Here is a 14,997-nt window from a genome sequence, read left to right as displayed (position 1 = left end):
ACATACCATTATTCTGCTGACTGTTGAAACACACTACGTCTCAGGCGAAGACACTTTAACAAAGCAAAAGCGCCCGCAAGAAATGGGAGAAACGCCATGAATACAAGCCAAGCCATCGACCATAACGTGACTGTTCAGATCGTGCACGGTTTTGTGGACAACGGAGTAGGCGGCAACCCTGCCGGGGTTGTCCTGGACGCCGACGGGTTAACAGAAGCGCAGATGCTGAAGATCGCGTCACAGGTTGGCCTTTCCGAAACCGCCTTTGTCTCGCAATCTGCGACCGAGGGTTTCAAACTGGACTTCTTCACCCCGAACCGCAGGATCGCGCATTGCGGTCATGCGACCATTGCCGCTTTTTCCCATCTGGATGCACTTGGGCGTATTCCTGATCCCGAAACCTCAAAAGAAACTGTAGACGGCCCCCGCCGGATCATGATCAAGGATGGTGCCGCGTTTATGGAACAATTGGCCCCTAGATATGAAACGCCTGAAGATTGGACCTCTCAGTGTGTCAGTTTGCAGGACGTTTTGGGTTCTCTGGGGTTGTCCCCGAGCAATCTGGATCAAGAAATGCCGCCCGTCCTGGTAAATACCGGCAACAGTTTTGTCGTGATCGGAGTTGCCGACAGGGAAACCCTGGCTTCGATCAAACCCGATTTCGAGCAGATCAAAACGATCAGCGACCGTCTGGACCTGATCGGATATTACGTGTTCACAACGGCCCAATGCTTGGACGGACGCGACGCTACCGCACGCATGTTTGCCCCCCGTTACGCAATCGATGAAGAGGCCGCGACGGGAATGGCCGCAGGGCCGCTGGCCTGTGTCCTGCACGACCTGGGCCACCGCCGTCAGCACGGATTTCTGATTGAACAGGGCATGTTCATGGACACCCCCTCGCCTAGTTTGATTCAGGTTGAACTCGAAGTTTGTGACGGCGCGATCACCGGCCTTATGGCCGGCGGGCATGGAAAAGTTATGAAGTCCCTTCAAATTTCAGTTTGACGCGGACCGCGTTTTGTGCGGCATCAACGTCGCTGTTGTTGGAAGGGGTGCAGACGCCCCCTACCCTTTCTGGAGTGCCCCGCCAGTTATTCGCCGTGAGTTTTTGCAGCTGTAATCTTGGCCTGCTGTCGCCCGCTGACGTCGAAATCTGACAACACAAATTGACCAAGGCAGGTGGCTCGGAAACTGGAGGTATCTCACTCCTCCGAGGTATACGCCAAGATCGCCCCGGAAGGCCTCCGAGACGAGGAGCGCGATGTGGTGTTGTGCCAACATTAGTGTGTTGCCCAAGGCCTGCTTTTCTATGTTCTATGACTCTGAGTTACCGTTCATCGGTCCGGACCTTCCCGGTTCTGGCTGGATCCAGCAATCGCTAGCCCCGGTTCCCCTTCTGCCACGCCTTATCATGTACGGGAAGTTGGGGTATTGTACCAAACAATACCGCCTACACATGACGCGTCAGACGCGCTGGCACCCCGTTCATACGGTTGTTTCGAATCTCCGGCAAGAAGGCGCGTTGACCAACAAACCTGAAAGGTGACCCATGTCTTTCTCCAGCCGTTCTACAATTTCGCGACGCCGGTTCCTCGCCACGACAACCGCTGGTGCGGCGGCAATTACCCTGCACCCGTTTTCGGTGGCGGCGGCCAATAATCAGGCACATCTGCGCATCATGGAAACCACCGACATCCATGTCCATGTGTTCCCTTACGATTACTATTCGGACAAACCCCGTGACACGGTGGGCCTGTCCCGCACAGCGTCGATCATCAACGAAATCCGGTCTGAGGCGAAAAACTCGCTCTTGGTGGACAACGGCGATTTCCTGCAAGGCAACCCGATGGGTGACTACATCGCTTATGAGCGCGGCATGAAGGACGGCGACAGCCATCCCATCATCACGTCCTTCAATACGGTCGGGTATGATGCCGCGACGCTGGGCAATCACGAGTTCAACTACGGTCTGGAATTCCTGAACAAGGCTTTGGCCGGTGCCGAATTCCCTGTTGTTCTGGCCAACGTCGCCAAGGAAAAAGGTGCAAACCCGCGTGACGACAAGACCCTTGTTCAGGCCTATGCTATTCTCGACCGTGACATCGAGATGGGCGACGGCACCAAACATCCTATCAGGATCGGTGTCATCGGCTTTACCCCACCACAAATCGTGAATTGGGACCGCAGGCACCTGGAGGGTAATGTTCAAGCCCGCGATATCGTCGAGACGGCTCAGGCCTATGTGCCCGAGATGAAGGAACAGGGATGTGACCTGATCATCGCCCTGTCGCATTCGGGGATCGGGGGTGCCGATCATGAAGACGGCATGGAAAACGCATCGGTGGTTCTGGCAGGTGTCGACGGGATTGACGCGCTGGTCACCGGCCACAATCACCTGGTTTTCCCGTCACCGACATTTGCTGACCGCCCAGGGATCGATGTGGAAAAAGGCACGCTGATGGGCAAACCTGCCGTCATGGGCGGTTTCTGGGGGTCGCATCTTGGCCTGCTGGACCTGCTTTTGGAACGGGACGGCAATGAATGGCGCGTCGTTACCACAACCTCCGAGGCGCGACCGATTTCCAAACGCAACGAAGACCGCTCGATCACCGCTCTGGTCGAAGATGATCAGAAGGTTCTGGATTCGGTTGCGAAAGCTCATGACGAAACGCTCGCCTATGTTCGGCGCGCGGTCGGCAAGACCTCGGCTCCTCTGCACAGCTATTTCGCATTGGTCGCGGATGATCCGTCTGTGCAGATCGTCTCGATCGCGCAGAAATGGTATGTCGAAGACATGCTGAAAGGCACCGAGCATGAAGGGCTGCCGATCCTGTCTGCAGCGGCACCGTTCAAGGCTGGCGGCCGAGGCGGTCCGGAGTATTACACCGATGTCCCGGTCGGGGACGTTGCCATCAAGAACGTGGCCGATCTGTACCTCTATCCAAACACGGTCCGCGCTGTTCGCGTGAACGGAGCGCAGGTGCGTGGCTGGCTGGAACGCTCGGCCGGAATGTTCAATCAGGTCGAGGCCGGATCCAAGGATGCGATCCTTCTGAACCCCGAGTTCCCGTCGTACAATTTCGACGTGATGGACGGCGTGACCTATCAGATTGACCTGTCACAGCCGTCGCGCTTTGGACCAAAGGGTGAAGAGGTGAACCCCGATGCGGCCCGGATCGTGAACCTTGCCTTCAATGGGGCCCCTGTCACGGACGACATGGAATTCATCATTGCCACCAACAATTACCGCGCATCAGGCGGCGGCGCGTTCCCGGGCGCATTGGGCGACACGATCGTGTTCGAAGCACCGGACACCAACCGCGACGTCATTGTGCGCTACATTGTCGAACAGGGCACAATCGATCCCAAAGCGGATGCCAACTGGTCGTTTTCGCCGCTGGCGGACACCACTGTGTTGTTCGAGACCGGTCCAAAAGCCCGCGACTATATGGGCGATGTCAAAGGTGTGACAATCGAGGACGCAGGGGAAGGCGCAGACGGTTTCGCAGCCTTCCGCATTAAACTTTGATCTAACCGGCTTGCTGCTTAGATAATCTCACCCACCACCATTTACACTGGTAGTGGGTGAGTACAAAATGTCTGTCCATCCAGTTCTGCAAAATCTAGCGCCAAATTGCCCGCACCATTCACCGGTTACTAATCTTGCCGAGCCATTCGGATGTCGCTTCTAGCCCTTCTCGCAGAATAGCAAACATATGTTCGATTTCGCTTTTTGAAATGATGAGGGGCGGTGAAAGAACACACATGTTGATCACGGGCCGTACAAGCAGACCGCGTTTTTGGCATTCCATATCGATACGGCTGCCAATCTCATAGTCGCGCCCCAGCTCGCTTTGGGGATCGCCATCGACTGAGCACTGAACACACCCCATCAATCCCATCCCACGCGCATCAGCCACGATGTCAATCTGACGTAACTGCTGAAGTTGATCCTGAAAAACCGGACCGACTTCTCGAACGTGTTCGAGTATCTTTTCCCGCTCGATAATCTCGATGTTTTTCAACCCGGCTGCCGCGCTGACCGGATGGCCCGAATAGGTATATCCATTCGAAAAGGTGGCATCTTTTCCCGCAACATCCGCAATCAACCGGTCTGAGATAATCGCGGCCCCCATCGGCGCATACCCGGATGTCATCCCCTTGGCGCAGGTAATTATGTCAGGTTGAATGCCAAAGACAGCCTCGGAGGCGAACCAATGACCCAATCGCCCGAAAGCCGTAACGACCTCGTCGGAAATATACAGAACATCATACTTCCTGCAGATGTTCAGGCAGCGTGCGTGATACCCAATTGGTGGCACAATGACGCCGCCCGAGGCCAAAACCGGCTCAGCGATAAAAGCGGCAACGTTTTCCGGGCCAAGTGCCACAATGGCGTTTTCGAGATCAGCAACTTTCTCGTTCAGAAAATTTTCATCGCTTTGACCGGGCGTGCGGTAAAGTGGGTTCACGTTCGGCAGGAAATGCGCCAGGTCGTCGGCCTTGTCGAGCCAGAGCCTGTCACGTTCCTTCCCACTGACGCTGGCTGCCAGATATGTGCTTCCGTGATAGGCTTTTTGCCTTGAAATGATTTTCTTTTTCTCCGGCCGACCCACAAGGTTGTTGCGGAAATGAACAAACCGGATGGCTGTATCAACCGCAGTCGAACCGCCGGTTGTAAAGAAGACATTATTCAGGTCGCCCGGCGCGCGTTTGGCGATTTCGCGGGCAAAATGTGCCGCAGTCGAGTTGGTGTTGTTGAAGGGTGAGAAATAGGCAAGGTTCCGGGCTTGCTCGGCCATTGCTTCGGCCATTTCCGCGCGCCCATACCCGATCTGAGTACACCACATACCCCCCGGTCCGTCGATCAGGCGTTCGCCCTTTTCGTTTATCAGATGAATGCCGCTGGCTCCTTCGATAAACGTGCGGTCGTTTTCACCCAAAGCCTCCATCCCTTCCCACGGATGCAGGAAGTGATCATTGTCCCATTGCTTGGCGTTTGAGTTATCCATGGCGGGCCATACTTTCTGCGCTAAGTATAATGGGGAATTCTTCGCGCACCCGAGCGTCCAAGGCGCCAAAATAGTTCGGGAAATGGCTGTCGAGGATGGAATTCGCCTTGTCGCGGGCGCGGTCCAACAGATCAGTTTTCCCCTCATTCTCCCAAGTATCCGTGCGCTCACGGTCCATCAGCTGAGGGTAGACGAATTCGCTGTTCATATAGCTCAGCGTGTGAGGATTGCCGAGGAAATGACCCGGATCTATGGCACATTGGTGGATCACATCCACCGCCATGGTTTCATCAGTAACCTCTATCCCGCGTAACGATCGCAGAATCATACCGCCCGCTTCGTCATCGATGACCATGCTTTCAAAGCTGCACCCCATAAGACTACCGATCATGCCACCAAACTCGCACAGGCGATTGGCACCGGCATGCGCTGCAAGGGTAAAGGTCAGCGCCTTTTCCAGCCCGTATTGCGCATCAGGTATTTTTGCATCGGTCATACCTGCACCCACCGAGGTAGGAAGGCCGTAGAAGTTGCCCATCTGAATTGCTGCGGCACCGATCAGCGCCTGTTCGCCGCTGCCGCCAGTAAAAGACCCGCTGCGCAGGTCCGTAATGAAGGGCCAGGCCGCAAAGCAGATGGGGCAACCCGGCGTAATCAGGTTGACGATGGCGACACAGGCAAGTGTTTCGGCCACGGTCTGAACCAGCGTTCCCGCAAGCGTCGCCGGAGCCGTGGCCCCGGCTTGAGGCGGCACGGCCAGATCGACAGTCAGGCCCAGCTTGGCAGTATCGATCAGGATTTCCATGTTTTCCTTGCCGATCCGCAGAGGGGAAACAATGGGGCAGCCGCCAAATATGACGCTTGGCTTTTTCAGGAAAGCCCCCTCGCCGCCCTGAGCCAGGTCAAACATGCGGATGGCATGTGGGATGTGGCTGCGGTCGCGGAACGTTAGGCAGGCGGGCTTTTGGCTGCCTGCAAGCATGGCATAAATGGTGTTCATGTCATGGGTGAAATCATCGGTCACATCCGTCGCCAGAACCGTGTCGCCCAGCATGTGGATGTTTTCCAAACGGTCGACCAGGCGGGTGAAATCATAAACATCACGCAGAACCGACGGACGATAGGTTTTGGTTTTGGAATCGAATGTTGTCACCGCGGTGCCGGAATTGGCGAAATAGACGCTTTCTGCCGTGCAATGCATGTCGTCCTTGCCTTCGCGTTCCCCTCGGGCATAGACGTAAAACTCCTTGGCGGCGCCTGCCAGGATGTCTTCCATCAAGGCGCGTGGAAAGCACAGCCGGTTCAGGTCACTCAGCACTGCACCTTTGGGAAGCACCAGATCAAGCAACTCCGGAAAATGATCGGTAATGCCGGTTTGTTCCAGGACGGTCAGGGCTGCATGATGGATGTTCTCCATGTCGATTTGACTCAGAGGTTTATAGCGTCCGCCGCTCAGACCCCCACGTACGGCTTCGTTACCCGTGGTCGTCTCTTGTACCTTCAGACGCGCTGCGCGCCCGCCGCCCCCGCGACGACGTGAACGGGTTGTTTCATTGGTGCTGTTCATGTCGCATCCTCTGCCAAATCAATAATCTCACGGCGAAACCAGTCTTTGTCTGCATCGGCCTTTGGGCGCTCGAAGTCGCGGGCGGCGCGATGGCCGGCAAAAACCGCGTCTGCGATCAATCCCGGCGACGCGGCATCACCAATGAGGTCAAGCGTCTTCAAACCGGCGCCCTTCAGGCTGTCGAAAAGGGCGGTTTCACGCTGGCGCTCGGTCACCAGAACAGTTGAGGCGCACGGGATTTCAGTTTCGCGACCAGAAAAGACACAGCCGATCCGCACCGCGTCGCCCTGAACCGCCGCAAGCACCTGATTGCAGCGGATATCCACCCCCAGTTCGATCATTCGGGCCTGAATGCGGGACTGTTCCAAAGTATGAACGGCGTAGGCTGAAACCAAACTCTCTGGCGTGGCAAAAATGACCTGATATCCGGCTGTCGCCAATTTCTCGGCAATCACCCCCGCCAGATAGATGTGATCATCATCATAGATCATCACCGGGCCGTCCGGGGGCAGAACGCCTTTCATGATGTCATCAGGCGTCAACACCTTGGCATCCGGCGTGACCCTAGGCAGGCGGCGTTGCGTATTGCGACCCACTCCATCGGCACGCCAATGGCTGCCGGTTGCAACAAAGACATGTTCGATGCCAAGCTCGGCGACTTGTCTGGCTTCGAGCTTGCTGTCAGTGAATAACTGAACATTGGCCCGCTGTTTCAGATCGTTCAGGCGATAGTCAACCACCCGCGACCAAGCGGCGAGGCCGGGAAGTCTACTTTCCCTTCCAACCCGTCCACCAAGTTCGGCCGAGGCCTCGGCCAGTGTCACCTGATACCCGCGCCGTGCCAATTGCATAGTGCATTCCAACCCCGCAGGTCCGCCGCCGATGACCAGCACTTCGGCCTCGCTTTTTTTCGGCGCGATGATCTCGGGGTGCCAGCCACGGCGCCATTCCTCGCCCATCGTTGGGTTTTGTGTGCAGCGGATCGGAATACCCAGATTGTCCGACGACACGCAGATATTGCAGCCGATGCATTCGCGGATTTCGTCGATCCTGCCTTCCTCGATCTTTTTTGGTATGAAAGGGTCCGCAATGGATGGCCGCGCGGCACCGATGAGGTCGACAATTCCCTTTTTGACCATCGACAGCATCATGTCCGGGGACGTCAGTCGGCCAACGCCAACAACAGGTTTTCGGGTGATCTGTTTGACGTGGGACAGAAACGCGTTCTGATAGCCATCTTCCGGTTGGAAACGGGTCGTTGCGCTGTCATTGGACCAATCCGCCACATTCACGTCCCACAGATCGGGAAGATCGGCCAATAGCTCGACAACAGAGCGGCCTTCTTCTGCCGCCTGCATACCGTCGGCGCCCATCATCTCGTCAATGGCAAAGCGGAACGCGACGGCACAGCTGTCGCCTATGGCATCGTGGGTATCTTCCAGCAACTCACGGGTCAGCCGCACACGATTTTCAAGCGCCCCCCCATATTCATCGCTGCGCTGGTTCATATGGGGCAGCATGAAATGCTGCGCCAATGTCATGTTGTGCCCGGCATAGACATAAACGATGTCAAACCCGGCCTCTTTCGCGCGCAGGGCCGCGTCGCGGTGCCAACGGCGGAGCTCCCGGATATCGGCCTTGTCCATGGCCTGCGCGTGCTTTGGTTGCGTCGTATCCACAGACATTTCGGACGGTGCAAGAACCGGAGCGCGGGTTAGCAGGTTTTGCGCGTGGTTGCCGTTATGAACCAACTGTATGGCCGCCAGCGCGCCATGTGCATGCACTGCATCCGTCATCAGCCGCAGCGCAGGCACATCGCGTGCGTCCCACAATCGCCCTTCGGGGAACGGGGACAAGTCCGAGGTTGGATGAATCTCGGTCTCCTGATTGGACACCACGGCCCAGCCACCTTCTGCTTTCATTCCCCGTACGGCAGCGTCCGCCCGCGGTCTGAGATGCCCCATCCCGGTGCAATGCGGCACCTGATAAAAGCGGTTTCTGGCTGTCACCGGCCCGATCTGGACCGGTTCGAAAAGCAGAGCATATGGGTTCGCGTTCGACATAATCACGCGTTTTCCTGTTGTTGGATTCCGGAGCCCTTAGGCCCCGGATGATGGGTTGTGTTAGAAGCCGGCTTTGATCCGCTCGAATTCGGCCAGCATCTTTGCCTCAAGCTCGGGGTTCACAGCGTCAAAGAACAAGCTGCCTTCGAAAAAGCTTTTGGGATCGGAGAAACCATAAGCATCGATATTGGCCTGATCGGCGATTTCGAACGCTTTTGCGTTGGAATGCGGATAGCCCCAGTTGTCGATGATGTACTGACCACTGGCAGGGTCCGTAAGCGCGTTCAAAAGGTCATAGACCTGATCGACCGGTGTCGTGGACGATTTCAGATGCACATAGCCACACGCCCAGGTCGCAATGCCTTTGTCCACATCACGCATCATGGCGGCGGGCACTTCGTTCCAGATCAGGTTCAGTTCGGACTGGTTCCAGGCCCACCCCATTTCGATCTCGCCACTGGTCATGGCCTGGTCAAACTGACCCGCGTCGGACCAGTAAAAGCGCATATTCGGGTGGATCGAGCGCAGGAAATCCGATGCTTCCTTGAATTGCTCATCACTCAGGTCGGTGTAGTCATCCGCGTTTCCGGTGGCCAGCGCGGCCAGGGCATAAGCTGACGATGCGGCATCCGGGATGGCGATTTTGCCCGCATAGGCCGGGTCCGCCATCAGTTGCAGCGAGATATCATCCCCCGAGATCTTGTCGGTGCGATAGATAAGGCCCGTGTTCCCCCATTCGAACGGCAGCATGTAAAGCTGGCCGTCCAGAACGATGGCGTCGACCTCTTTGATCTCGGGCAGCACATCCACCCAGTTGGTCAGCTTGCTTTCATCCAAAGGCTGAATCAGATCGGCTGCGACCCATTTTCTGACCGCGTCGGAACAAGGATGCGCCAGATCAGCAGTAAAGCCGGAGCTCAGCTTGGTAAAGGCTTCTTCCTGGCTTCCGAAATAGGAGTAGCTTGGCGCTTCGTCCCCGTATTTTTCCATGTAACTGGCAAAGAACCCGGGATCTTCATATCCCGACCAGTCAAAAACCGTCAGATCGGCACCGCCTGCACTGGCACTGCCTGTCGTTAACGCCGTCGCACATGCGAAGGCCGCAATTCCCTGAAGTTTCATTCTATCCTCCCTCTGTTTTATTCCGAGTTCGTACCAAGATCGATCACACTGGCCGCCTGAAGCCCAAGCCAAACAGCGTCGCCGCGTTTGAAATCGACCGTATGAAAATAGTTTGGAACCGAGACCGAGATTGGTTTCTCGGCCCCAGCCACCTGAATGTGGTAGTGAATATTCTCACCGTAGAAGGCGACGTTGCTGACAGTACCCTGAACCGTTGATGGGTAGTCTTCAGGCCGGTCTACAGCAATCTCCAGCTGTTCCGGCCGAATACCGATATTCATGTTTCTGGCGCTGGTCGCCACATTGGGATTTCTCTCGATATCCATCCGCCCGAAAGCAGCCGCATCGATTGACAACGTGTCATCGCTTTCACCCAGCAATTGGGCTGGCAATATGTTCATCTCACCGATGAAGTTGGCCACTTGCTGGTCGCAGGGTCGGGCATAAAGCGTTGTTGGCGTGTCCACCTGTTTGAGTTGTCCATTGAACATTACGCCGATACGGTCGGACATGGTCATCGCCTCGTACTGATCATGCGTGACCATCACAAAGGTAATGCCAAGCGACTGTTGCAGATTGCGCATTTCGAACTGCATCTGTTCGCGCAGCTTCTTGTCGAGCGCTGACAGGGGTTCATCCAGAAGTAACACCTTTGGCCGCATGATCAGCGCGCGGGCAAGCGCCACCCTTTGACGCTGCCCGCCCGACAACTCGCTTGCACCGCGATCCTGAAGACCACCCAGTTCGACCATTTCCAAGGCTTCGGCGACGCGCTGGTCGATCTCGGCCTTGGGCGCTTTGCCCCGCAACCCGTAGGCAACGTTGTTCCCGACATTGAGATGCGGGAAGATTGCGTAGCTTTGGAAAACCATATTCGTTGGGCGGTTGTTGGCGGGCACCCCTTCCATATCCTGACCGTCAATCAGCACCTTTCCCCTGGTGGGTTCCTGAAAGCCCGCGATCATACGTAAAACCGTGGTCTTACCGCATCCCGAAGGACCGAGGTTAGCAACAGGATCGATCCCAGTGCCAAAACGTTTGGAAGCTTGGCGGGGAAGCGTATCTGGCTCCAGATGTAAACCGGCAGGGTTGGCTGGTTGCCCGACAGGAAAAAGGCGAGGACGAATTCATCGAAACTGACGGTGAACGTGACCAAAACACTGGCTACGATACCGGGAGCGACGACCGGAAGCGTCACGCGACGGAAGGTTTCAAACACTCCAACGCCCAGATCGTAAGATGCTTCCTCCAGGGATGCGTCAAAGTCATCAAAGGCGGATTTCAGGATCGAGACAGAGAACGGCAGCGCGAGAAACGTATGGCCCAGAATGACGGTCAGCAAAGACGGCTTGAGACCGAGGAACAGAAACAGGACCAGCATTGAAGAGGCGACGATTATGCCCGGGATCACCAAAGGCAGCATAACAAGACCTTCTGCCGCGCGTTGACCCCGAAAACGGTACCGAACAAAGGCACGGGCGGCGAACAATCCCATGGCGGTCGACAGAAGGGCAACAACAGTGCCGACAGCAAGCGAATTCCAAAGGGCCTGGATCAACGTGTCCTGCTCGTCCAGCTTCCGATACCAGTCCAGTGTCCAGCCCTTAATCGGGAACGCAACGATTGTGCCGCTGTTGAAAGAGAACAAAGGCAGGAACAAAACCGGCAGGTACAGAAACAGCAGATACAGGAACGCATAGGCTGTCAGGGTCGTAGGACGTCTCATCTGATCCGCCTCCCCAACCGTGTGGCGGACATGACAAACACGATGGCCACAAAGCCCACCGACAGCATTGCGATTAACGATAGCGTAGCCCCAAGTGGCCAGTTGTTGGCGGCCCCGAACTGCACCTGAATAAGATTGGCGATCATCTTCCCATCTGAACCACCAACCAGAGCCGGGGTCACATAATCACCGACTGTAGGGATGAAGATGATCAGGCAAGCAGCAATGATACCTGGGATCGTCAGCGGCAGCGTCACCCGCATAAAACGTTGAATGGGGCTGTTTCCAAGATCTGTTGCAGCCTCAAGCAGACTGGGATCGATCTTTTGCAGTGAGACATAGATCGGCAGGATCGCAAATGGTGCCCAGGCATGAGCGAGCGTCAGCACGACAGCGAATTCGTTGTAGAGCAGGAAGTCGAGAGGCTCGTTGATCAGACCCAGCGCCAGAAGCGCAGAGTTCATAACGCCGTTGAAACCCAAAATGAGTTTCCAGGCAAATACGCGCAGCAAATAGCTGGACCAAAATGGAATTGTGATCAGTAATAACCAGATGGTCTTTTTCTGGGCCTTCATCGCGATAAAATACGCGATGGGATAGGCCAGCGCGACGGTGACTATGGTCACCGCTCCGGCAATCCAGATCGACCGAAGCATCAGGTGTCGGACCAGCGGATCCGCAAACGCATCGCTGTAATTCTTCAGCGTCGGTGTCTTGTCGAGCGTCACATAGGTTTGGGTCCAGAAGGAATATGCAATCAGGATCACCAATGGCGCCGCGACCAGAAAGCCCACGTAAGCCGTGGCTGGCGCGCTGAGGGTATATCCCCGGGACGCTTCACTACGAAAGATCACCCAACCTCCCTTCCCGCAATTCACGAGTTACTAATGGACGATCGTCCATTAAATGTTGCGCCAGAAAGGTCTTTCGTGTCAATATTCCTGTAAGCTACCTCTATAGAACATTCACAAGCGGTTGGTAACATTGAATAAAGTGCAAAGCACCAAGGAACAAAAACGTGGTTCGAAGCGGGATCCGGAAGCCAACAAACAGCTACTGATCGACGCGACTCTGGACACGATTGCCGATATTGGGGTTACCGATACCTCGGTCAGCCGAATCTGCGAGCGTTCCGGCCTGTCGCGCGGAATGATCCATTTGCATTTCGGGGGTAAGGACAATTTACTGACCGCAGCCGCCCAGCATTTCAGCACCGAGTACTATGCCGAGATGGACAGAAGAACGGATCTGGGCGCGAGCGCAAAGCCCGAAGATCGTGTTATGGCAGTGATTGAGGCCGACCTGTCAGAAGCACTGCTCAATCCCCGCAGTACTAAAATCTGGCATGCGTTTCGGGGTATCGCAAGCTCTCATCCAGGTATCGCCCGATACAGCAGCACGCAGGATGACAAACTTGTCGAAGCCTTGCGGTCCGCGTTCACAGAGATAGCCCCACAAAACGGGCGTGACCCAAACCTGGTAGATGACGCAACCAGCGGAACGCTGGCCTTGCTGGAGGGGATGTGGGTGAATTACCTAACCGACATGCAGGGATTTTCACGCCGCCGCTCTGTCAACCTTGTTCGAAGGTTTTTATGCGGACTCTTTCCCGGAAGATTTGAGCGTTAGGTGATGGCGGCACTCAAATTCGACTACCAAACTTGTCGCGTATGTGCGAGTGATCCCAGGGAATTTCTTACTATATCCGTGCGATCGGCAAGCTTCGTCGATACCTTGTTTCTTACAATAATCGGGGAAAATAGCGGATGAAGTTCATTCACATCACTGACATTCACCTCGTCCGCGACTCCGGTCCGCTAAATGGCGGCTTTCCGTCTCAGCGGCTGGACGCCTGTTTGGACGATATCACTCGGTGGCATTCCGATGCGGCGTTCTGTGTCATCTCTGGCGATTTGGCTGAATTTGCCGAGGAAGAGGCCTATCGGGCGCTCAAGACGAGACTGACGGCCTTTCCGCTCCGCTCTTTTCTGCTGATGGGAAATCACGACGATCGAGCTGTTTTCCAATCGGTCTTCCCGGAACATCCAAAGGATGCCAATGGGTTTGTCCAGCACCGGTTCGAAACGGATGAGGGTGTTTTCTTGTTTCTCGATTCAACCAAAGACGGGCGCGATATGCATGAAGGGCAGCTTTGCCCTGCCCGGCTGGACTGGCTCAGGCAGCAACTGACCCTAGCCGAGGACAAGCCAACCTATGTGTTTCTGCACCACCCACCCTTTGACCTTGGTATTCCCCTTGTGGACGAAATCAGGCTGGTCGAGGCGGACGCCTTTGCTGACGCCCTCAAACACGGGCGCAATATTCGGCATGTATTTTACGGCCATGTACACCGCATGACCTATGTGAATTGGCGCGGCTTTCCATTCACCAGCCTGCCCAGCCTCAACCACCAGATTCCGTTGAATGCGGCCAGTGTAGATGGCGAGTTCTGCGACGAACCTCCGGCCTACGGCGTCGTACAGATTGCCGAGGATCAGCTGACAGTGCATTTCAACACTTTCCTGCACCGCAACCCATTGCATCAGACCTGAGGTATGGAGACCTACTGGATCGCATTGGTTCTCGTTTCGGCGGCAACCCACCCGCTGCGCGACCTTGTGCTGAAAGGGGTTGCGCATCCGGTGTCGTGCTATGTCGGAGTGTCTCTGACCTGGGTGATCATGGCTGCGGTTCATACGCTGGTCATGGGACATGATCTGAGCTTACCTTATGAGGTCTGGCCCTTTGTCGCGATTTCGGCCCTTGGACTAACCATCTATTACTACGGCACGTTGTCGGCCCTGAGACGTGGGAACCTGTCGGTCTATTACCCGATCATCCGTTCGTCACCGATTGCCATTGTCGCCTTCAGCTGGCTGGCTCTTGATCAGCATTATTCGTGGTTCACATTGGTGGGAATCGCGCTGGTCCTTCTAGGCAGCCTGATGATCCAGAAGTTGCCCGGCGGGCTGCTGCACGATCACAGAGCATTCGCGCTGGCAAGTATGGCGATGCTGGGATCGGCTGCTTATTCGCTAAGCGATGCCCACGCCATGAAACTGACCAATCCGGCACCTTTCCTGTTTTTCACCTATACTCTGGTGACACCGCTGCTTGCTGGCATCAGGGCGTGGGAAGATCGCCACTTGTCAGCCCCGTTCATGGGGGTCGTGCGGGGCTGGGCACAGGCACCGGTGCGGATCGAATTTGCCGGGATCGTTTCCTACCTGTCTTACCTGTTCATCCTGACCGCTTTTCAACTTGGGGCTGAGACCGCCACAGTTAGTGCGGTCCGGCAAGCATCAATCCCGGTTTCGGTTACCCTCGCGGCGATCATCCTCAAGGAATCCCGTTTTCTGCACCGTATCGGCTGGGCCAGCCTGATCGCATTGGGAATCCTGTTGATTACGCTGTCCCGAGGTTAACCCTGTATCCGCTGAAACTGCCGTGCTTCGGGGCGGGAGAAAACGCTATACTGCGGCGGCCAACACTCAGGAATTCCGA

11 protein-coding genes and 1 pseudogene are annotated in these 14,997 nt (G+C 55.9%); 5 read left to right on the top strand and 7 right to left on the bottom strand.

The features are described from left to right. Positions 1-96 precede the first annotated feature (96 nt). Both I9188_RS14005 and I9188_RS14000 read left to right on the top strand, forming a co-directional pair. A complete protein-coding gene (locus tag I9188_RS14005; RefSeq protein ID WP_209506793.1) occupies positions 97-1,008 on the top strand; it encodes a PhzF family phenazine biosynthesis protein in 912 nt (303 codons plus the stop codon). Between the two features lie 544 nt (positions 1,009-1,552). Continuing rightward, the gene (locus tag I9188_RS14000; RefSeq protein WP_209506792.1) at positions 1,553-3,532 is read left to right on the top strand and encodes a bifunctional 2',3'-cyclic-nucleotide 2'-phosphodiesterase/3'-nucleotidase; all 1,980 of its coding nucleotides are present in this window, start codon (positions 1,553-1,555) and stop codon (positions 3,530-3,532) included. A 118-nt stretch (positions 3,533-3,650) separates the two neighbouring features. Here the strand turns inward: I9188_RS14000 and I9188_RS13995 are convergent, their stop codons facing one another. The 7 genes and pseudogenes from I9188_RS13995 to I9188_RS13965 form a co-directional block, all read right to left on the bottom strand. Beyond that, complete coding sequence (locus tag I9188_RS13995; protein ID WP_209506791.1) at positions 3,651-5,015, bottom strand: aminotransferase; 1,365 nt, start codon at positions 5,013-5,015, stop codon at positions 3,651-3,653. Then, positions 5,008-6,582, bottom strand: a complete 1,575-nt coding sequence (locus I9188_RS13990; RefSeq protein WP_209506790.1) for a trimethylamine methyltransferase family protein — start codon at positions 6,580-6,582, stop codon at positions 5,008-5,010. The genes I9188_RS13995 and I9188_RS13990 overlap by 8 nt, the downstream gene beginning before the upstream one ends. Continuing rightward, positions 6,579-8,645 (bottom strand): FAD-dependent oxidoreductase, encoded by a 2,067-nt coding sequence (locus I9188_RS13985; RefSeq protein ID WP_209506789.1) that lies wholly within the window; start codon positions 8,643-8,645, stop codon positions 6,579-6,581. Before I9188_RS13985 ends, I9188_RS13990 begins: the two co-directional genes overlap by 4 nt. A gap of 60 nt (positions 8,646-8,705) precedes the next feature. Next, a complete protein-coding gene (locus I9188_RS13980; protein ID WP_209599638.1) occupies positions 8,706-9,767 on the bottom strand; it encodes an extracellular solute-binding protein in 1,062 nt (353 codons plus the stop codon). Positions 9,768-9,784: 17 nt separating this feature from the next. Next, positions 9,785-10,771, bottom strand: a pseudogene (locus I9188_RS13975) (ABC transporter ATP-binding protein); the annotation flags it as partial. After that, positions 10,729-11,493 carry an ABC transporter permease gene (locus I9188_RS13970; protein WP_209599636.1) on the bottom strand — a complete coding sequence of 255 codons (765 nt, stop codon included), beginning with the start codon at positions 11,491-11,493 and terminating at the stop codon, positions 10,729-10,731. The pseudogene I9188_RS13975 and the gene I9188_RS13970, both read right to left, overlap by 43 nt. After that, a complete protein-coding gene (locus I9188_RS13965) occupies positions 11,490-12,347 on the bottom strand; it encodes an ABC transporter permease (protein WP_209506785.1) in 858 nt (285 codons plus the stop codon). Before I9188_RS13965 ends, I9188_RS13970 begins: the two co-directional genes overlap by 4 nt. A 139-nt stretch (positions 12,348-12,486) precedes the next feature. Here I9188_RS13965 and I9188_RS13960 point away from each other — a divergent pair, with 139 nt between their 5' ends. The 3 genes from I9188_RS13960 to I9188_RS13950 all read left to right on the top strand — a co-directional run bounded on the left by I9188_RS13960 (position 12,487) and on the right by I9188_RS13950 (position 14,918). Next, the gene (locus I9188_RS13960; RefSeq protein ID WP_209599635.1) at positions 12,487-13,122 is read left to right on the top strand and encodes a TetR family transcriptional regulator C-terminal domain-containing protein; all 636 of its coding nucleotides are present in this window, start codon (positions 12,487-12,489) and stop codon (positions 13,120-13,122) included. Positions 13,123-13,259: 137 nt separating this feature from the next. Next, positions 13,260-14,045 (top strand): phosphodiesterase, encoded by a 786-nt coding sequence (locus I9188_RS13955; protein ID WP_209506783.1) that lies wholly within the window; start codon positions 13,260-13,262, stop codon positions 14,043-14,045. Between the two features lie 3 nt (positions 14,046-14,048). Further along, entirely contained in the window at positions 14,049-14,918 is an 870-nt protein-coding gene (locus I9188_RS13950; protein ID WP_209599634.1) for an EamA family transporter, read from the top strand. Positions 14,919-14,997 lie beyond the last annotated feature (79 nt).

The organism is Ruegeria sp. HKCCSA071 (assembly GCF_017872555.1).
In the GTDB taxonomy this organism is placed as follows: domain Bacteria; phylum Pseudomonadota; class Alphaproteobacteria; order Rhodobacterales; family Rhodobacteraceae; genus Ruegeria.
This window is presented reverse-complemented; position numbering and strand designations above follow the sequence as displayed.